Below are 17,862 nucleotides of genomic sequence, written 5' to 3' on the forward strand. Positions count from 1 at the left end.
CTCCTTGCGAGCCGTCAGGCCGGCTGGCGCAATGCCGCCATCGCCCAATCCGTCACGGCGGCAGATTCGGGCGGCAGACGCTGCCAGTCTTCGCCCGCGAAGTCCGACCAGGCGGCGAGCATGTCGTCGCGCACCGCGATCAGCAGCGGCAGTCCGGCAACGACGCCGGCGGCGATCTCGGCACGCAGGCCCTGGCCGAGAACCTCCTGCTTGCCGAACTTGTTGACTATCACCAGGTCGACCGCCCCCGACAATGCGTCTGTGACGGCAGCGCCGGCGGCGGCGAGCCCGGCCGCGTCGAGCCGGCAGCCGGCCGAGCCCCCACCGCGGTCCTCGCTGATCGGGAAGAGCTGGCCGGAAGAAAGATCCTCGAGCGCCATGCTGGCACAGCCGCTCATGCAGTCGCCATTGTTGTGCTGGACGACACCGCCGAGCCGAACGGCCTCGCGCTTCAAGGTATCGGCCACCTCCGCCATCAATTCGTCGATGGGGAAGCCGGTGGAATAGACGATCGCGGCAAGCGGAGCAGTCATTGTCTCCTTCATCCCACGGAACGGCTTTCGCGGCCAGTGAACTTTAGGTGTTCCAAACTGCGCGAGATGCTTTGCCAGTGTTGCAGCGCACCTACAGTCGAAGCCCGCGGCGGGCGCTAGGGTGACGTGGGCTGTTCCCGGCATCCTGGCCGGACGCGGCTCGCCGAGTACCCGCTTGCCCATGATCCGTCCCAACGCCCAGACGCCACTCGATCCCGCGACAGACGCCGCGTTGCTCCTGCGCCGCATCGGCTTTGCGACGCTGGCGCTCGCTCTGCCGCTGGCCTCGCTGGTGTCGCGCCGTGCCGCCGTCGTGCTGGTGCCGATCGGCGTCATCCTGCTGGCCATCGCCGCGCTGATCGAGGCGCCGCGCTGGTTCGCCGGCAACATCAGGGCAGCGATTTTCAGCCGCGCCGGCGTGACGCTGTGGGCGCTGGTCGGCTGGGCCGTGCTCTCGCTGATCTGGAGCCCCTATACCGGCTCCGCCACCGAGAAGGCCGCCAATCTCTTCCTCGCCGTGGCTCTCGGCTTTGCCGGCGCGGCCGCACTGCCCGAGCGCATGCGTGCCTCGAACCTCAACCTTGCGGCCCTAGGTGCCGGCACCGCCGCGATCTTCGCGCTCGGCCTGCTCCTGACCGAGGCGCTGAGCCCGATCGACTCGCGCGCCGCCAACGCCGCCGGCAGCGTCGAGCGCGGCGTCAGCATCGTGCTGATCATGGCCTGGCCGGCACTCGCCTGGCTGCTCTCGCGCGAGCGCGGCCTGACCGCGCTGGGGCTGGCGCTGGTCGTCGGCCTGCTCGCGCTCTCGCGTATCGAGGACGGCGAGGCGATGGCGATGCTGTGCGGCGCGATCGCCTTTGGCGCGGTCAGCGCCAACCGCATCGTCGGCGCCCGGCTGATGGGCGGCATCATGGCCGGGCTGATGCTGCTCGCCCCGCTCCTGCCCTTCCTGCTGCTGCCGTTCTTCCGGCTTTCGCCTGCGGTGTTCAGCACGGTCGGCATCAGCCTCGACATCTGGGCCGACATCATCTCGAGCCGCCCGGTGCAGCTCATCACCGGGCACGGGCTCGACACGGTCCTGCGCGGGCGCACCACCGGCGCCCTGCCGCTCGAAGTGCCGACCACGATCCTGTTCGAGACCTGGTACGAGCTCGGCCTGGTCGGTGCCGCGACGAGCGCGCTCTGCCTCTATTTCGCGGTCAGCGCCGCCGGCCGCATGCCCGGCGCACTCGCCGCCGGCGGCGTCGCGGCCTATGTCACGGCCTTCGCGCTGGCGGCGCTCGGTTTTGCCTCGTTCCAGACCTGGTGGCTGATGACGCTCACCGCCGTCGCCTTGCTGTTCACCGCGATCGCGCGCGGCCAATACCGCACCGAGCGGCCGGTAGCACCGCTGAGCCGCCGTCCGAAGGCGCCGAGCCCGCCGCCAGCCGGAGCGTGACCGGACGCGGCTTTTCCCGCCGGCTGCGGAGCGCTATCATCAAGCCCCGTCACGGGAAGGCGAGGCCGCCATGCTTGCCGAAGACGATCCGCTGATCCTCGATCTCGTCGAATGGGTCGCACGCGATGAGCGCAGCCATGCCGAGCTCCTGGAGAGCTGGCGCACCTCCTGCCCGCGCCTGACGGTCTGGGAGGACGCGGTCGATCGCGGCTATCTCACGCGTCAGGACAGGCTGGTCACGGTGACGCGCAAGGGCCATGAGCTGCTCAGCTCGCATGGTCGCTCCTCCCTTCTCCCCTTGCGGGAGAAGGTGGCAGCGCGCAGCGCTGACGGATGAGGGGTCGCGCCACACTAATCGTCAACCCGGCGCCGTATTTCCCAGAATCTGCCAGACCTGCGCGACCCCTCATCCGGCCCTGCGGGCCACCTTCTCCCGCAAGGGGAGAAGGAAAGGGTGCGCAGCCTACGCCGCCACCCGGCCCGCATTTACCGCATGGCAGGCGACGCCATCGATCACCGGCGGGTTCTCGACGCGGCAGCGGTCGAAGACCAGCGGGCAGCGCGGATGGAAGGTGCAGCCCAAGGGCGGATTGATCGGGTTCGGGATCTCGCCCTTCACGCCCTCGTGCCGCTTGCCGACCATGGCGAGGTCGGGCACCGCGTCGAGCAGCATCCTGGTATAGGGATGGCGCGGGGCGGCGAAGAGCTGCTTGCCGTCGGAGACCTCGACCAGGCGGCCGAGATACATCACGCCGATCCGCGTCGCCATGTGCCGGACGACCGCAAGGTTGTGGCTGATGAAGAGATAGGTCAACCCGAACTTCTCCTGCAGATCGCGCATCAGATTGAGGATCTGCGCCTGCACGGAGACGTCGAGCGCCGAGGTCGGCTCGTCGCAGACGATGAACTCGGCATTGGAGGCGAGCGCCCGGGCGATCGCGATGCGCTGGCGCTGGCCGCCGGAGAATTCGTGCGGAAACTTCTTGCTGTCGTCCGGGTGCAGGCCGACCAGCGAGAGCAGTTCGCCGACGCGCTCCGAGATCGCCGCATCGCCCTGGATGATGCCGAAGGCGTGGATCGGCTCGGCGATGATCCGCCCGACACGCCAGCGCGGATTGAGCGAGGCATAAGGGTCCTGGAAGATCATCTGGATGCGTTTGCGCAGGCGCTGGCGCTCCTGGCTCGCCTTCGCATCGGACATCGAGACGCCGTCGATCGCGACCGTGCCGCCGGACGGGTTCAGGAGGCCGACGACCATGCGCGCCACGGTCGACTTGCCCGAGCCGGACTCGCCGACGAGCGCGAAGGTCTCGCCCTTGCGGATGTCGAAGGAGACGCCGTCGACAGCCTTGAGATACTGCTTCGGCGCGTTCTCCAGCACCCGGTTGAGCCAGGGCCTGGAGACATCGAAGACGCGCTTGAGGTCGCGGACCTGGACGAAGGCTTTGTCGCTCACGCCGCGATCTCCGTCTTGCCGGCCGGCGCCTTGGCCTGGTCGTAGAGATGGCAGGCGACCTGGTGGCCGCCGACATCGATGAGCTCCGGCCGGTCGATATGGCAACGGGCGAACACCTTGGCGCAGCGCGGGTTGAAGGCGCAGCCCTTGGGGATGCTGGAGAGCCTGGGCATCGAGCCCGGGATCTGCACGAGCCGCTCGGCATCGCCCGTGATCGAGGGAATCGCGCCCATCAGCCCCTGGGTATAAGGGTGGAGCGGCTCCTTGATAACGTCGCGGACCGGGCCGATCTCAGCGACGCGGCCGGCATACATCACCGCGACCCGGTCGGCCGTCTCGGCGATCACGCCCATATCGTGGGTGACCAGCATCACCGACGTCCCGCGCTCCTTGCAGAGCCGCTTGATGAGCGTGATGATCTGCGCCTGCACGGAGACGTCGAGGGCGGTGGTCGGCTCGTCGGCGATGATGAATTCCGGCTCGGCGCAGAGCGCGAGCGCGATGACGACGCGCTGGCGCATGCCACCGGAGAACTCGTGCGGATAGCCGTCGATGCGCCTGTCGGGCGCCGGGATGCCGACCTCGTCGAGCAGAGCGATGGCGCGCTTGCGCGCATCAGCGGCATTGAGGTCTGTATGGGTCTGGATCGTCTCGACCAGTTGCTCGCCGACCCGGTAGAGCGGATTGAGGCTGGTCAGCGGATCCTGGAAGATCATGCCGATGCGCTTGCCGCGGATGCGCCGCATCTGCTCGGGCGGGAGATGGTCAACGCGCTCGCCGGAGAGCACGACCTTGCCATCGGCGATACGGCCGGGCGGGTCGATCAGGCCGATGATGGCCGAGCCGGTGACCGACTTGCCGGCGCCGGATTCGCCGACGACGCCGAGCACCTCGCCGCGAGCGATGTCGAAGGAGATCTTGTCGAGCGCGCGCAATGTGCCGCGGCGGGTGACGAACTCGACGGTGAGATCCTGGACGGAGAGGACGGTCTCGCTCATCGGCTCACCTCAACCGCGGGTTCAGAGCGTCGCGCAGCCAGTCGCCGAGCAGGTTCACCGCCAGCACCAGGATCGCCAGCGTCACGCCCGGGAAGGTGACGATCCACCAGTCGCCCGAGAACAAATAGCGGTTGCCGATCGAGATCAGCGTTCCGAGCGAAGGCTGCGTCGGTGGCAGGCCGACGCCGAGGAAGGAGAGCGTCGCCTCGGTGATCACGGCGAGCGCGAGGTTGATGGTCAGGATGACCAGCACCGGGCCGATCACGTTCGGCAGGACATGGCGCAGCATGATCAGCGGCGCCGGCAGGCCGACGAGGCGCGCCGCCTGGACATAGTCCTTATTGCGCTCGACCAGGGTCGATCCGCGGATGGTGCGGGCGTACTGCACCCAGAAAGAGAGCCCGATCGAGATCACCAGCACATAGAGGGCGGTGTCCTCGCGATTCGCGCCCTTGAAGATGCCGCGCACGACGCCGTCGATCAGAAGCGCGATCAGGATCGCCGGAAAGGTCAACTGCACGTCGGCGATGCGCATGATCAGCGAATCGACCCGGCCGCCGAGATAGCCGGCGAGCAGGCCGAGCGTGATGCCGATCGTCGCCGCCAGCGCGACGCCGAGCAGGCCGACGATCAGCGAGACGCGCAGGCCATAGAGGATCGCCGAGTAGAGATCGCGGCCCTGGTCGTCCGTGCCGAGGATGAACTTCGGGTCGCCGCCATCCTGCCAGGCCGGCGGGATGTTGGCATCGGCGAGGAAGACGGTCGCCGGGTCGAACGGGTTGGTCGGGGCGATCCAGGGCGAGAAGGCGGCGCCGATGAACAGCACCAGCACGACGACGGCGGCGACCATCGTCACCTTCGAGCGCAGGAAGCTCGCAAGGATGTCGCTGTCGAGGATGCGGGCCCAGAGCGAGGGGGCTTTCGGCGGCGGGGCGAGAATTGTCTCGTTGCTCATCTTGCACTCCAGCAACGATCGGGGCTCGACGCGAATCCCCTCCCCCCGCTTGCGGTGGGGAGGGTCAGGGTGGGGGGCAGCGCCGCTCGGCGTGACGATAAAGAATAGAGCTCCGGCTTTCCGGCCCCCCACCCCAGCCCTCCCCACCGCAAGCGGGGGGAGGGGGAAGAGCGGCGTCGCGCAGGCGCTGCGGACAGGTCCATTTCTGCCTCCCCTCAATGCGCCCCGATCGTCGCGCGCAGGCGCGGATCGACCAGTGCGTAGAGCAGGTCGACGATCAGGTTGATGCTGACGAACAGGAAGGAGATCAACATGAGGTAGGCCGCCATGATCGGGATATCGACCTGCTGCACCGCCTTGAGGAAGAGCAGGCCCATGCCCGGCCACTGGAACACCGTCTCGGTGATGATAGCGAAGGCAATGATCGAACCGAGTTGCAGGCCGGCGATAGTGATGACCGGCACCAGCGTGTTCTTCAGCGCATGGCCGAAATGGATGGCGCGGGTCTTGAGGCCGCGGGCGCGGGCGAACTTGATGTAGTCGGTGCGCAGCACCTCGAGCATCTCGGCCCGGACGAGGCGCATGATCAGCGTCATCTGGAACAGGCCGAGCGTGATCGACGGCAAGATCAGCGCCTTCCAGCCGGAGGCGGTCAGGAGGCCGGTTGTCCACCAGTTGCCGATCTTGACGACCTCGCCGCGCCCGAAGGAAGGCAGCCAGCCGAGTGTCACCGAGAACAGGTAGATCAGGAGGATGCCGATCAGGAAGGTCGGCAGGCTGATGCCGACGAGCGAGATCGTCTGGAAGATCTTCGCCAGCCAGCTGTCGCGGCGCAGCGCCGTGTAGACGCCCATGGGTATGCCGACCAGCAGCGAGAACAGCGCCGACATGAAGGCGAGCTCGAGCGTCGCCGGGGCGCGCTCCCCAAGCAGCGAGATCACCGGCAGGCGGAACTGGTAGGAGACACCGAATTCGAGCCGGGCGGCGTTGTAGATGTAGCGCGCGAACTGGACGACCACCGGCTCGTCGAGGCCGAGCGTCTGGCGCAGCTGCGCGACCTGCTCCTGCGGCGTGTCGACGCCGACCATCTGGTTCACCGGATCGCCGACGAAGCGGAACATGGCGAAGGCGATGAGCGCGACCGCGAGCATCACGATCAACGACTGGAACAGCCGGCGCAGAACAAATGCGAGCATGGTCGCCTTTCAAGTAGGGCTTCGCCAGCTTCGTCATTCCGGCCGGAGCGAAGCGAAGTGCCGGAATCCATCGGAGAGCGCGGAGGCTTACGATGGATTCCGGAGCTGCGCCGCTACGCGGCTTGTCCGGAATGACGGCGCTGTTCTGCGAAGCTGGAGAGGCTGCGCGCCAAGGACGCTCGGCGCGCGCGGGCCCTCACTGCTCCTTGGTGGCGTAGTAGAGCAGCACCGAATTGTCGGCGCGCTGGGCGAGCTTCACCTTCTTCGACACACCCCAGGCCAGAGCCTGCTGATGCAGCGGGATGTAGGCGAACTCGTCGACGGTCATCTTGTAGGCCGCGCCAATCATCGCATTGCGCTTGGCGGTGTCCGACTCGACCAGGATCTTGTCGGTCAGCTCGTCGACCTTCTTGTTGCAGTAATTGCCCAGGTTCGACTCGCCGCGCGAGGAGCCGGCGACATCGCGGCAGCCGAGGATGTCATAGAGGACATTGTGGCTGTCGAAGGTGCCGGGGGTCCAGCCGAGCAGGTAGAACGAGGTCTTGTAGCCACCCGGCTTCAGCACCTTGGCGAAGTACTGCGCCTTGGGCTGGGCGTTGAGATTCGCCTTGATGCCGATGCGGGCGAGCATGCCGACCACGGCCTGGCAGATCTGGCCGTCATTGACGTAGCGGTCGCTCGGGCAGTCCATGCCGAGCTCGAAGCCGTTCGGATAGCCGGCCTCGGCGAGCAGCTTCTTGGAGGCCTCGGCGTCGAACTTGGCGCGGGTGAAGCCGGCGGTCGAGAACAGCTCCGGCGCGATCATCAGCGGCGACGGGGTCGAGAGCCCACGCATGACGCGGCTCTTGATCGTCTCGATGTCGATCGCCTGGTAGAAGGCCTGACGAACCTTGACGTCCTTGAAGGGGTTCTTGCCCTTGACGCTCGATTCCAGCAGCTCGTCGCGGGTCTGGTCGAAGCCGAGGAAGATGGTGCGCAGCTCCGGCCCGGTCAGCACCTGGGCGTTGCCCGAGGCGTTGACGCGCTGGATGTCCTGGATCGGAACCGGCTCGATCACGTCGACCTCGCCGGAGAGCAGCGCGGCAACGCGGGTGGCGTCCGAAGAGATCGGCGTGAAGATGATCTCCTTGATGTTGCCTTCGATCTTCTTCCAGTAGTTCTCGTTGAACTTGAAGACGGTCTTCACGCCCGGCTGGTGGCTCTCGATCTTGTAGGGGCCGGTGCCGTTGGCGTTGAGCGAGGCGTGGCTCGGGGTGGTCGCAGCCGCCGGGGTCGGGGCGACGGCATTATTCGCCTCCGCCCACTTCTTCGACATGATGTACCAGGTGTCCCACTGCGCGTTCAGGATCGGGTTCGGCGCGGTCAGGACGACGTCGACCGTGTGGTCGTCGACCTTGACGAACTTGGCGCTGGTCGGGATGCGGGTGGTGAAGTTCGAGCCCGTGGCGCGAACGCGGTCGGCCGAGAAGAGCACGTCATCAGCGGTGAAGTCCGAGCCGTCATGGAACTTGACGCCCTTGCGCAGGAAGAAGCGCCACTTCAGGCCGTCGTCGGACACTTCCCACTTCTCGGCGAGGGCCGGCTCGATCTTGAGGTCCTTGCCGCGCGCCGTCAGGCCCTCATAGGGATGGCCGAGATGGGCGTTCGTGGTGGTTTCGTTGACGGTGTAGGGGTCGAGGGACTTCAGCTCGCCCTGGTTTGCGTATCGCAAGGTCTGGGCTTGCGCAGCCCCGCACATCAAGGCCAGGGCCGCTACGGCTGCCAGGCAATGGGTCTTGAACGACATGTGAGACTGCTCCCGATTGGTTGAAAACCACTCCTCCCCAGGAGCGGTGCCGGCTGCCTGCTTTTTCTGGCGGCACGCCGACGAAGACGGCAGATTAATGACGGTTCGAAGCCCGCGTCCAGTGCAGCCGATCGACTTCGTTCCAGATCGAACTTTGTTGCGAATCTTACTAATGCAACGCACGAAGCTGCGAAGGGCGCGCCAAAGGCCCGCAATGAAGCGCCCCGTCTTGCGCAGTCAGCGAGCCAGCTCCGCGATCAGCGCCCGCACGAACGCCGTGCCGGCGTCGAGCTGAGCCACTGTGAGGAACTCGTCCGGCTGGTGCGCCTGGGCGATATCGCCGGGTCCGCAGACCACCGTCGACCAGCCTGCCGCCTGGAACAAGCCGCCCTCGGTGCCGTAGGCGACGACGTGGCTGGCGTTGTCACCGGTGATGCGGCGCGACAGCGTCTCGGCCACGCCCTCCTTCTCCGGCGCCAGCGGCGGCGTCTGGGAGGTGATCTCCATGGTGATGCCGGTTTCGGGCGCGATCGCCTTCATCGGCGCCTCCAGCTCGGCGATCTTCGCCCGGTAGCGCGCGACATAGTCGGTATCGTCACCGGGCATGACCCGGACCTCGTGGCTGAGGCTGGCATGCTCGGCGGTGATGTTGACCGCGGTGCCACCGGCGACGACGCCGACATGCAGCGTCGAATAGGGCGGCTCGAACGCGATGCCGGGCTGCGCATTGGCCTTGTTCTGCGCCATGACCTCGTCATGCCAGGCGATCAGCTTGCCGGCGACCATCACTGCCGGCACGCCGATATCGACGCGGCTCGAATGCACGGCATGGCCGCGCACCGTCGTCTTCATGCGGGTGCCGCCCTTGTGGCCCGTGACGACCTGCATCATCGAAGGCTCGCCGACGATCACCGCCGAGGGCTTCAATCCAGCCGCCGCCATGGCGTCGATCATGATCGCGGCGCCGATGCAGCCGACCTCCTCGTCATAGGAGAGCGCGATGTGGAAAGGTCGCTTCAGCCCCGCCTCGAGCATCTCCGGCACCAGCGCCAGTGCGATCGCATCGAAGCCCTTCATGTCGCAGCTGCCGCGGCCATAGAGCTTGCCGTCGCGCTCGGTCAGCGTCCATGGATCGGAGCTCCAGTCCTGGCCTTCGACCGGCACCACGTCGGTGTGGCCGGAGAGGACGATGCCGCCCTCCGTTTTCGGCCCGACGGTCGCATAGAGATTGGCCTTCTCGCCATCGGGGCTCGGCACGATCGTGCTTTCGACGCCATGCGCGGCGAGGTAGTCGCGGCAGAAATGGATCAGCTCGAGATTGCTGCGCCAGGACTCGGTGTTGAACGACACCAGCTTGGCCAGCATCTCCTTGGGGGAATAACGCACGGGTATAAATCTCCGATGAGCTGGCCGACAGGCAGGAAGCGTGCCGCAGGCTACGCTGGCGCAATGCAGGGTCAATCATCATCAACGCCGCATCAGCGCATGTGCCGGCGCATGACGATCGGGCTCCGCCCTCCCCCCGCTTGCGGTGGGGAGGGTTGGGTGGGGGGCAGTGCCGCTCGGCACAGGACTGGAAAAAATCCCGAGTCCTGCTTTGCCGCCCCCCATCCCTAGCCCTTCCCCACCGCAAGCGGGAGGAAGGGAATAGCGGTGTCGCTCCGACAGTTCGCCCGACATGCGCGCAACCGGCTTGACCGGGCTGCGCCCGGCGCGCTGTTGTGCCGGCCAAGCAAAGCTTCCCGTGAGTCCGCCATGACCTTCGACGTTACCCTCGCCGACATCCAGGCCGCCGCCACCCGCATCGCCGGCAAGGTCCGGCGCACGCCGACCTTCATGAGCGCCGGCCTCTCGGCCAGGCTCGGTGTCGAGACCGTGGTCAAGGTCGAGAGCCTGCAGCTCGCCGGCTCGTTCAAGGTGCGCGGCTGCTACAACAAGCTGCTCGGCCTCTCCGAAGCCGAGAAAGCGCGCGGCGTCGTCACCGTCTCCGGCGGCAACCACGCCATCGCCGTCTCGCTGGTCGCCAGCATGCTCGGCATCAAGGCACTCGTACTGATGCCGAAGAACGTCGCCCCGCTCAACATCCGCCTGACCCAGGAAGCCGGCGGCGAGGTCGAGCTCTGCGAGGATGCGCTCGCCGCCTTCTCCAAGGCGGAGGAGTACGAGGGCAAGGGCATGACCCATGTCCACTCCTATGACGACCCCGCGATCATCGCCGGCCACGGCACGGTCGGCCTCGAGCTCGCGGCCGACGCCGGCGGACGGATCGACCATGTCTTCATCTCGATCGGCGGCGGCGGCTTCTCGGCCGGCGTCGGCGCGGCGCTGAAGGGGCTCGACCCGGCCGTGCGCATCCATGGCGTCGAGACCGAGGGCGCGACGACGATGACGCAGGCGCTCGCAGCCGGAAAGCCGGTGCCGATCCGCCCGACCTCGATCGCCCGCACGCTCGGCGCTCCCTTCGCGACCGAGCGGACGATGGCGGCCGCGCGCCAGTTTCTCGAGGAGATCATCGTCGTGCCCGATGCCGAAGCGGTGCGCGAGCTGGTCTGGGTGCTGCAGAACGGCCGGGTCCTGCTCGAGCCTGCGGCATCCTGCACCGTCGCCGCCGCCATGACGCGCAAGGACCAGTTCAAGCCGGGCGAGCGCGTGGCGCTGGTGCTGTGCGGCTCGAACGTCGCGCTCGACGACATCGAGCGCTGGCGCCAGGAGTTCGGGGTCTGAACTCACCGATAGATGATGGAGAATGCGCCGACCGGCACACTCTCCGGATTCATGCTTCGGCTATGGAATGACGGTCCCGCGAGCCCGTCCACCCGCGACGCGGCAGGAGCAACCGGCGCCGAGATCGGCCGGATTGATCAGCTGGCAGGTACGGACAGGCGTCTGGCAATAGTTGCCGATGCCTGACGAGGCCGGCACGGCATAGTAGGGCTCGGCATAGTACGGCCGGCGATAATAATAGGCCGGCTCCTCGTAATAGGGCGTGCCGTAATAGTAGGGATAGGCCGCAGCGCTCCCGAGGATGGCGCCGGCCGCCAGGCCTCCCGCCCCCCATCCCCAACCGCCACCATAGCCGCGCCTCCAATACGCCCCGCGGCCGTAATAGCCGCCGCCTTGCCAGCGATTGGGCCGGTAGCCCCAATTTCCGCCGCCGCGGTAGACGCCGCCGCGATAGCCATAGCTTCCCGCTCCGAGGCCGGCACGAGAGCCGCCAAACGCTCCTCCAAGCATGGCGCGATTGCCGCCGCCGAAGCCTCCGCCGGACAGCGCACGGCCTCCGCCGCTGACGGCGCCGCCCGCTGGGACACCGCCTCCTCGGAAGGCACTGCCGCTGATCTGCGCCGAGGCGTCATTGGCGGCGAAAGCCAGCAAGGGGACAATAGAAGCGGCGAGAACGATCAGGCGGCGCATGGCAGCCTCCCTTGGCGACAAGGACGGTCCACCATGAACGCGCGAGCACTGAGGCTGTTCCAAGGAAGCGGCCGCTCGACGACAGGTCAAGCCTCAGCTGCGAGCATTCGCTTGAGCTCGCTCAGGAAGCGCTCGCTCGCTGGCGGCAGGGTCCGGCCGCGACGTTTCACCACCGCGATCGGGCGGACGAAGCCATCGCCCTCGATCCGCTGCGAACGCAGGCTTCGCTCGGCCCGGACCTCCATGGCCGCGCCCGGTAGAATAGCGACGCCCAAGCCGGCGCGCACCATGCCAACGGCACTCGACATGTAGGTGACCTCGGCGCCGACGAGCGGCACCGTGCCGGTTTCGGCGAAGGCCCGGTCGACCACCTGCCGGACGCTGGTCGCAGCATCCATCAGCACGAGCGGATGCCTTGCCAGATCGGCGATCCCGATCTTCGCCAGGCGGGCAAGCGGGTGATCTTTCGGATAGACCGCGTGCATCCGGTCGCTACCGCGCAGCAAGGTTTCGAGGTCGGCATTCGCGACCGCGCCGCCGGTCAGGCCGAGATCGGCCTCGCCGCTGGCAACCAGTTCGGCGACGCCGCTCGCGATCACGTCGCGGATCACAAAGCCGATGCCCGGATGGCTCGCGCGAAAATCGGCGATGACCTCCGGCAGCATGCCCGAGGCGAAGGATGGCAGCACGGCGAGCCTGACGATGCCGCGCTGCATGGTCGAAAGCTGGCGCGTCTCGGCGAGCACGCCGTCGAGATCGCGCAGGATGCGGCCGAGCGTCGGCAAAAGCTCGGCGCCGTTGCGGGTCAGCGCGACCACGCGGGTGTTGCGATCGAACAGGCGAACGCCAAGCGCCTCTTCGAGTTTCCGGATCTGAACGGTGAGTGCCGGCTGCGACAGGTTCAGGCTCGCGGCCGCGCGGGTGAAGCTGCCGCTATGGGCGATCGTCACAAAGGCTCGCAGCTGCCCGACATCGAGATTCATAATTCTTCTCTATTACTGATATCCAATAATTTCAATTGTTTAATCAATCTGGCTCTGCTCCTGATGCCCGGCATGGGAGGAGCCATGAAGACGATCCGGATCGGAGCGGGAGCGGGCTATGCCGGCGACAGGATCGAGCCGGCGCTCGAACTCGCCCGGAAGGGCGCGCTCGATTACCTCGTCTTCGAATGCCTGGCCGAGCGCACGATCGCCCTGGCCCAGCAGGCGCGCCGCAAGAACCCGGCTGGTGGCTTCGACCCCTTGCTCGGCGAACGGCTCCGAGCGGTTCTGGCACCTTGCCGGCGCGCAGGCACGCGCATCGTGACCAATATGGGCGCGGCCAATCCGCTGGCCGCCGCCGAACAGGCCGCCAGCATCGCCCGTGAGCTCGGCTTTCCCGGTCTCAGGATCGCCGCGGTGACCGGCGACGACGTGCTTGCGGCCATCGCCGGCAGCGGGCTCGCCATCGAGGAGTGCGCGCGACCGGTGTCCGCGCTCGGCGACAGCCTGGTCTCCGCCAACGCCTATATCGGCGCAGAGCCGATCGCCGCGGCACTGGCCGAGGGCGCCGACATCGTCATCACCGGCCGCGCCGCCGATCCCTCCCTCTTCGTCGGACCGCTCGTCCATGAGTTCGGCTGGTCCTTCGACGACTGGCACCGGCTCGGCCAGGCGACGCTGATCGGCCATCTGCTCGAATGCGCCGGCCAGGTCACCGGCGGCTATTTCGCCGATCCCGGCTTCAAGGATGTCGCTGGCCTCGCACGCCTCGGCTTCCCGATCGGCGAGGCCTCGGAGGACGGCAGCGTCGTCGTCACCAAGGTCGAGGGCTCGGGCGGCCAGGTCACGCCAGCGACCTGCAAGGAGCAGATCCTCTACGAACTGCACGACCCGGCCCGTTATCTTACGCCCGACGTCACCGCCGATTTCTCGCAGGTTCGCGTCGCGCAGATCGGGCCGGACCGGGTGCGCATCGAGGGTGCAAGCGGCCGGCAGCGGCCGGAGAAGCTCAAGGTCTCGCTCGGCGTCGCGGAAGGTTTCACCGGCGAAGGCCAGATATCCTATGCCGGCCCTGGCGCCAAAGCGCGCGGCGAACTCGCGCTCGCGATCGTGCGCGAGCGGCTGGCGCTGACCGGCGTCGCCACCAGCGAGCTGCGCTTCGACCTGATCGGCGTGAATGCCCTGCATGGCGAGACTCTCTCGGCCCGCGGCAGCCAGGAGCCTTATGAGGTCCGGGCTCGCGTCGTCGGCCGCACCGCAAACCGAGCCGAAGCCGAGCGCATCGGCCGCGAGGTCGAGACGCTCTACACCAATGGCCCGGCCGGCGGCGGCGGCGTCACGACCTCGGTGCGCGAGGTGCTCGGCGTGCTCTCGACCTATCTACCGCGTGAGCAGGTCGTGCCGGCCGTGCACATGCTGGAGAGCTGAGATGAAGCTGCGCCAGATCGCCCATGCCCGCACCGGCGACAAGGGCAACACCTCCAGCATCGCGCTCATCGCTTTCGATCCCGCCGATTATCCGCGGCTTGCGCGCGAGGTCACGGCCGAGCGCGTCGGCGCGCATTTCGGTGCGCTCGTCGCCGGCGACATCACCCGCTACGAGGTGCCGAGCCTGGGCGCGCTCAACTTCGTCATGCGCCAGGCACTCGGCGGCGGTGTCACCCGCTCCCTCGTCCTCGACACCCACGGCAAGAGCCTGAGCTCGGCCCTGCTCGACCTCGAGCTGCCCGACGACTGAAGACACCGCGCGAAGCGGGCGATGACCCACGACAATGGAGGAGACGATGATGAAGACGAGGCGTTGGCTGCTCTCGACGGCGGCCATGATTGCGACCGGACTGGCGCTGCCGGCCGCGGCGCAGGACTTCCCAGCCAAGAACATCAAGTTCGTGGTGCCCTTCGCCGCCGGCAGCGCGACCGACGCGCTGGCGCGCATCCTCGGCGAACACCTGTCGAGAACTCTCGGCCGACCGGTCGTGGTCGAGAACCTGCCCGGCGCCAGCGGCATCATCGCGGCGCAAAACGTGGTGCGGGCGGATCCCGACGGCCACACTCTGCTGATCACCACCAACACCACCCATGGCGCCAATCAGAGCCTGCTCAAGAGCGTGCCCTATGACGCGGTCAAGGATTTCGAGCCGGTCGGCAAGCTCGGCACGATCACCCTGGCGCTCGCGACCCACCAATCCGTGCCGGCAAAGACGGTGCGGGAACTCATCACCTACGCCAAGGCCAATCCGGGCAAGCTCACCTTCGGTGCCGGCTCGAGCTCGTCGCGCATCGCCGGCGAGATGCTGAAATCGCTCGCCGGCCTCGATCTCACCTATGTGCCGTATCGCAGCAACCCGCAGGCGATCACCGATCTGCTCGGTGGCCAGATCTCGATCGTCTTCGCCGACATCTCGACGACGCTGCCGCAGATCAAGGCAGGCAAGGTCAACGGGCTCGCCGTCTCGACTGCGAAGCGCAGCCCGCTCGCGCCCGATTTGCCGACCATGGTCGAGGCCGGGGTCGCCGGCTACGACCTCGCCGCCTGGTTCGCCGCCTTCGCCCCGGCGAAGACGCCGCGCCCGGTCATCGACAGGCTCAACCAGGCCTTCGTCGCCGCCCTCAACGACAAGACGACGCAGGAGCGGCTGCTCGCTGCCGGCATAGAGCCCGAGACCAGCACGGCTGACGAGCTCAAGGCCTTCGTGCCGGTCGAGATCAAGAAGTGGGCCGATATCGTCAAGGCAGCCGGCATCCAGCCGGAGTGAATCGCTGAACGAACACCGGAGCCGGCGCCGGCCCCCCGCCGGCCCCGTCTGCGCGAGGTGGATCGCCGCCTCGTCACTGCAGCCTGAATTCGCCGGAGATCGCCCGCAGGTCCGCCGGGCCGATCAGGCCGTGATGACTCACGATGACGCGGAAGAGCTTGCCTTCGAGCGACCTCTGCCAGAAGGTGAGGAAGCGCTTCAACTCCGGGAAGGACGGCGCCAGATCGTATTCCTGCCAGATATATTCCTGCAGGATCGAGGGATGGTCCGGCAGCCGGTAAAGGATGTCGGCGGTGGTCAGACCATAGCCGGCGAGCTGGCGCGCGAAGTCGGACGAGGCCATTTTCTGCTCCGTGACTGCTGGCGAAAAATCGCGGCGCCAAGTCAACGGCACGGCACCCAAAAGTTGCCGTTTCACAATATTTCCAGTATCTTAGCACTTAATCGGGATGGGCGCCACCAATCTCGCAGGCGCAAAGGCGGGACAGGCTGTATCTTCGAGGGTACGGCGCCCGGGTGGCAGGCCCATCTCACCGCGGGCCGAGCGGCGCCCGTCGGACATGCGAACGGCAAGAAACGGGGAAAGCCTAAGGACATCACCATCATCCCGACATCACCAGGCAGGAGGATCGCCGCACCGGCATCCTGACCGACTGCCGCGCCATTTCATCCCCGACCAGGAGGATCGGATCATGGCTGCCAAGGAACTGCGATTTTCGTCGGAAGCCCGCGACAAGATGCTGCGCGGCGTCGAGATCCTCGCCAACGCCGTCAAGGTCACGCTCGGTCCCAAGGGCCGCAACGTCGTCATCGAGAAGTCGTTCGGCGCGCCCCGCATCACCAAGGACGGTGTCGCCGTCGCCAGGGAAATCGAGCTTTCCGACAAGTTCGAGAACATGGGCGCCCAGATGGTGCGCGAGGTGGCCGCGAAACAGCATGACGCCGCCGGTGACGGCACCACCACCGCGACCGTGCTCGCCCATGCGATCGTCCGCGAGGGCGCCAAGGCCGTCGCTGCCGGCATGAATCCGATGGATCTGAAACGCGGCATCGACATGGCAGTCGAGGCCGCGGTGGCGGACCTCAAGACGAACGCGAAGAAGGTCACCTCGAACGCGGAAGTCGCTCAGGTCGGCACGATCTCGGCCAATGGCGACACCGAGATCGGGCACATGATCGCTGCTGCGATGAAGAAAGTCGGCAATGAGGGCGTCATCACCGTCGAGGAGGCGAAATCGCTCGCCATCGAGCTCGACGTCGTCGAGGGCATGCAGTTCGACCGCGGCTACCTCTCGCCCTACTTCATCACCGATGCCGAAAAAATGCGGGCCGAACTGGAAGACGCCTATGTCCTGGTTCACGAGAAGAAGCTGTCGTCGCTCCAGGCGATGCTGCCGATCCTCGAAGCCGTGGTGCAGACCGGCAAACCGCTGCTGATCATCGCCGAGGACGTCGAGGGCGAGGCGCTCGCCACGCTCGTCGTCAACAAGCTCCGTAGCGGCCTCAAAATTGCGGCCGTCAAGGCTCCGGGCTTCGGCGACCGACGCAAGGCCATGCTCGAGGATATCGCGATCCTGACCGGTGGCCAGGCGATCTCGGAGGACCTCGGCATCAAGCTGGAGACCGTGACGCTCGCCATGCTCGGCCGCGCCAAGACTGTGACGATCGAGAAGGAGACAACCACGATCGTCGACGGCGCCGGCAAGAAGGACCAGATCCGGGCCCGCATCGCGCAGATCAAGGCGCAGATCGAGGACACCACTTCGGACTACGACCGCGAGAAGCTCCAGGAACGCCTGGCCAAGCTCGCCGGCGGCGTCGCGGTCATCCGCGTCGGCGGCGCGACCGAGGTCGAGGTCAAGGAAAGGAAGGACCGCGTCGATGATGCCATGCACGCCACCCGCGCTGCGGTGGAAGAAGGCATCCTGCCAGGAGGCGGCGTCGCCCTGCTCAGGGCGCTGAAGGCGCTCGCCGACGTCAAGCCGGCCAATCCGGACCAGAAGACCGGCGTCGAGATCGTACGGCGCGCGCTCCTGGCTCCGGCCAAGCAGATCATCGAGAACGCCGGCGAGGACGGCTCGGTCGTGGTCGGCAAGCTGCTCGAGTCGAAAGACTACGCCTATGGCTACAACGCCCAGACCGGCAAATATCAGGATCTCGTCGCGAACGGCGTGATCGACCCCGCCAAGGTGGTGCGCACCGCACTGCAGGACGCAGCTTCGATCGCCGGCCTGCTGATCACCACCGAGGCCCTGATCGCCGAAGTGCCCAAGAAGGAGGCCCCGATGCCCCCGATGGGTGGCGGCGGCATGGGCGGCATGGATTTCTGACGCCTTCCTGCGACGGC

At 67.1% G+C, this 17,862-nt stretch carries 17 protein-coding genes; 7 read left to right on the forward strand and 10 right to left on the reverse strand.

Annotated elements, in window-relative coordinates:
- Positions 1-14: 14 nt before the first annotated feature.
- Complete coding sequence (locus ACSQ24_RS20335) at positions 15-533, reverse strand: DUF2478 domain-containing protein (protein WP_436096429.1); 519 nt, start codon at positions 531-533, stop codon at positions 15-17.
- Between the two features lie 181 nt (positions 534-714).
- Between ACSQ24_RS20335 and ACSQ24_RS20340 the strand changes: the two genes are divergently transcribed.
- Entirely contained in the window at positions 715-1,971 is a 1,257-nt protein-coding gene (locus ACSQ24_RS20340; RefSeq protein WP_436096430.1) for a peptide ABC transporter permease, read from the forward strand.
- Between the two features lie 70 nt (positions 1,972-2,041).
- The gene (locus tag ACSQ24_RS20345; protein WP_436096431.1) at positions 2,042-2,308 is read left to right on the forward strand and encodes a hypothetical protein; all 267 of its coding nucleotides are present in this window, start codon (positions 2,042-2,044) and stop codon (positions 2,306-2,308) included.
- A gap of 126 nt (positions 2,309-2,434) precedes the next feature.
- Here ACSQ24_RS20345 and ACSQ24_RS20350 read toward each other — a convergent pair whose 3' ends face one another.
- From ACSQ24_RS20350 to argE, 6 genes are all read right to left on the reverse strand, one after another.
- Positions 2,435-3,427, reverse strand: coding sequence for an ABC transporter ATP-binding protein (locus ACSQ24_RS20350; protein ID WP_436096432.1), 993 nt, complete (start codon positions 3,425-3,427; stop codon positions 2,435-2,437).
- A complete protein-coding gene (locus ACSQ24_RS20355; RefSeq protein WP_436096433.1) occupies positions 3,424-4,425 on the reverse strand; it encodes an ABC transporter ATP-binding protein in 1,002 nt (333 codons plus the stop codon). Before ACSQ24_RS20355 ends, ACSQ24_RS20350 begins: the two co-directional genes overlap by 4 nt.
- A 4-nt stretch (positions 4,426-4,429) precedes the next feature.
- Positions 4,430-5,380 carry an ABC transporter permease gene (locus ACSQ24_RS20360; RefSeq protein ID WP_436096434.1) on the reverse strand — a complete coding sequence of 317 codons (951 nt, stop codon included), beginning with the start codon at positions 5,378-5,380 and terminating at the stop codon, positions 4,430-4,432.
- A 215-nt stretch (positions 5,381-5,595) separates the two neighbouring features.
- Positions 5,596-6,576 (reverse strand): ABC transporter permease, encoded by a 981-nt coding sequence (locus tag ACSQ24_RS20365; RefSeq protein ID WP_436096435.1) that lies wholly within the window; start codon positions 6,574-6,576, stop codon positions 5,596-5,598.
- A gap of 196 nt (positions 6,577-6,772) precedes the next feature.
- Entirely contained in the window at positions 6,773-8,362 is a 1,590-nt protein-coding gene (locus ACSQ24_RS20370) for an ABC transporter substrate-binding protein (protein ID WP_436096436.1), read from the reverse strand.
- A 237-nt stretch (positions 8,363-8,599) separates the two neighbouring features.
- The gene (gene argE, locus ACSQ24_RS20375; protein ID WP_436096437.1) at positions 8,600-9,748 is read right to left on the reverse strand and encodes an acetylornithine deacetylase; all 1,149 of its coding nucleotides are present in this window, start codon (positions 9,746-9,748) and stop codon (positions 8,600-8,602) included.
- A 369-nt stretch (positions 9,749-10,117) separates the two neighbouring features.
- Here argE and ACSQ24_RS20380 point away from each other — a divergent pair, with 369 nt between their 5' ends.
- Positions 10,118-11,086, forward strand: coding sequence for a threonine ammonia-lyase (locus ACSQ24_RS20380; protein ID WP_436096438.1), 969 nt, complete (start codon positions 10,118-10,120; stop codon positions 11,084-11,086).
- A 60-nt stretch (positions 11,087-11,146) separates the two neighbouring features.
- Here ACSQ24_RS20380 and ACSQ24_RS20385 read toward each other — a convergent pair whose 3' ends face one another.
- Positions 11,147-11,776 carry a hypothetical protein gene (locus tag ACSQ24_RS20385; RefSeq protein ID WP_436096439.1) on the reverse strand — a complete coding sequence of 210 codons (630 nt, stop codon included), beginning with the start codon at positions 11,774-11,776 and terminating at the stop codon, positions 11,147-11,149.
- Positions 11,777-11,862: 86 nt separating this feature from the next.
- Complete coding sequence (locus ACSQ24_RS20390; RefSeq protein WP_436096440.1) at positions 11,863-12,759, reverse strand: LysR family transcriptional regulator; 897 nt, start codon at positions 12,757-12,759, stop codon at positions 11,863-11,865.
- Positions 12,760-12,843: 84 nt separating this feature from the next.
- On the opposite strand from ACSQ24_RS20390, the gene ACSQ24_RS20395 reads away from it, so the two are divergent.
- The 3 genes from ACSQ24_RS20395 to ACSQ24_RS20405 are packed head-to-tail and all read left to right on the forward strand — an operon-like array spanning position 12,844 to position 15,515.
- Positions 12,844-14,187: an acyclic terpene utilization AtuA family protein gene (locus ACSQ24_RS20395; RefSeq protein WP_436096441.1), complete on the forward strand. Its 1,344-nt coding sequence runs from the start codon at positions 12,844-12,846 to the stop codon at positions 14,185-14,187.
- Between the two features lies 1 nt (position 14,188).
- Entirely contained in the window at positions 14,189-14,497 is a 309-nt protein-coding gene (locus tag ACSQ24_RS20400) for an AtuA-related protein (protein ID WP_436096442.1), read from the forward strand.
- A gap of 49 nt (positions 14,498-14,546) precedes the next feature.
- Positions 14,547-15,515 carry a Bug family tripartite tricarboxylate transporter substrate binding protein gene (locus ACSQ24_RS20405; RefSeq protein ID WP_436096443.1) on the forward strand — a complete coding sequence of 323 codons (969 nt, stop codon included), beginning with the start codon at positions 14,547-14,549 and terminating at the stop codon, positions 15,513-15,515.
- Between the two features lie 73 nt (positions 15,516-15,588).
- Here ACSQ24_RS20405 and ACSQ24_RS20410 read toward each other — a convergent pair whose 3' ends face one another.
- Complete coding sequence (locus tag ACSQ24_RS20410) at positions 15,589-15,858, reverse strand: usg protein (RefSeq protein WP_436096444.1); 270 nt, start codon at positions 15,856-15,858, stop codon at positions 15,589-15,591.
- A 349-nt stretch (positions 15,859-16,207) separates the two neighbouring features.
- Here ACSQ24_RS20410 and groL point away from each other — a divergent pair, with 349 nt between their 5' ends.
- On the forward strand, positions 16,208-17,845 hold the full coding sequence (gene groL, locus ACSQ24_RS20415) for a chaperonin GroEL (protein WP_436096445.1): 1,638 nt from the start codon (positions 16,208-16,210) through the stop codon (positions 17,843-17,845).
- The last annotated feature ends 17 nt before the right edge of the window (positions 17,846-17,862 follow it).

It is taken from the genome of Allobosea sp. LjRoot237 (assembly GCF_964253285.1).
Lineage (GTDB): Bacteria > Pseudomonadota > Alphaproteobacteria > Rhizobiales > Beijerinckiaceae > Allobosea.

Coding starts and splice junctions, on each gene's coding strand:
- ACSQ24_RS20390 (WP_436096440.1), bottom strand. CDS start 12,759: ATGAATCTCGATGTCGGGCAGCTGCGAGCCTTTGTGACGATCGCCCAT.
- ACSQ24_RS20385 (WP_436096439.1), bottom strand. CDS start 11,776: ATGCGCCGCCTGATCGTTCTCGCCGCTTCTATTGTCCCCTTGCTGGCT.
- ACSQ24_RS20380 (WP_436096438.1), top strand. CDS start 10,118: ATGACCTTCGACGTTACCCTCGCCGACATCCAGGCCGCCGCCACCCGC.
- ACSQ24_RS20410 (WP_436096444.1), bottom strand. CDS start 15,858: ATGGCCTCGTCCGACTTCGCGCGCCAGCTCGCCGGCTATGGTCTGACC.
- ACSQ24_RS20365 (WP_436096435.1), bottom strand. CDS start 6,576: ATGCTCGCATTTGTTCTGCGCCGGCTGTTCCAGTCGTTGATCGTGATG.
- ACSQ24_RS20395 (WP_436096441.1), top strand. CDS start 12,844: ATGAAGACGATCCGGATCGGAGCGGGAGCGGGCTATGCCGGCGACAGG.
- ACSQ24_RS20335 (WP_436096429.1), bottom strand. CDS start 533: ATGACTGCTCCGCTTGCCGCGATCGTCTATTCCACCGGCTTCCCCATC.
- ACSQ24_RS20355 (WP_436096433.1), bottom strand. CDS start 4,425: ATGAGCGAGACCGTCCTCTCCGTCCAGGATCTCACCGTCGAGTTCGTC.
- ACSQ24_RS20400 (WP_436096442.1), top strand. CDS start 14,189: ATGAAGCTGCGCCAGATCGCCCATGCCCGCACCGGCGACAAGGGCAAC.
- groL (WP_436096445.1), top strand. CDS start 16,208: ATGGCTGCCAAGGAACTGCGATTTTCGTCGGAAGCCCGCGACAAGATG.
- ACSQ24_RS20340 (WP_436096430.1), top strand. CDS start 715: ATGATCCGTCCCAACGCCCAGACGCCACTCGATCCCGCGACAGACGCC.
- ACSQ24_RS20345 (WP_436096431.1), top strand. CDS start 2,042: ATGCTTGCCGAAGACGATCCGCTGATCCTCGATCTCGTCGAATGGGTC.
- ACSQ24_RS20405 (WP_436096443.1), top strand. CDS start 14,547: ATGAAGACGAGGCGTTGGCTGCTCTCGACGGCGGCCATGATTGCGACC.
- ACSQ24_RS20370 (WP_436096436.1), bottom strand. CDS start 8,362: ATGTCGTTCAAGACCCATTGCCTGGCAGCCGTAGCGGCCCTGGCCTTG.
- ACSQ24_RS20360 (WP_436096434.1), bottom strand. CDS start 5,380: ATGAGCAACGAGACAATTCTCGCCCCGCCGCCGAAAGCCCCCTCGCTC.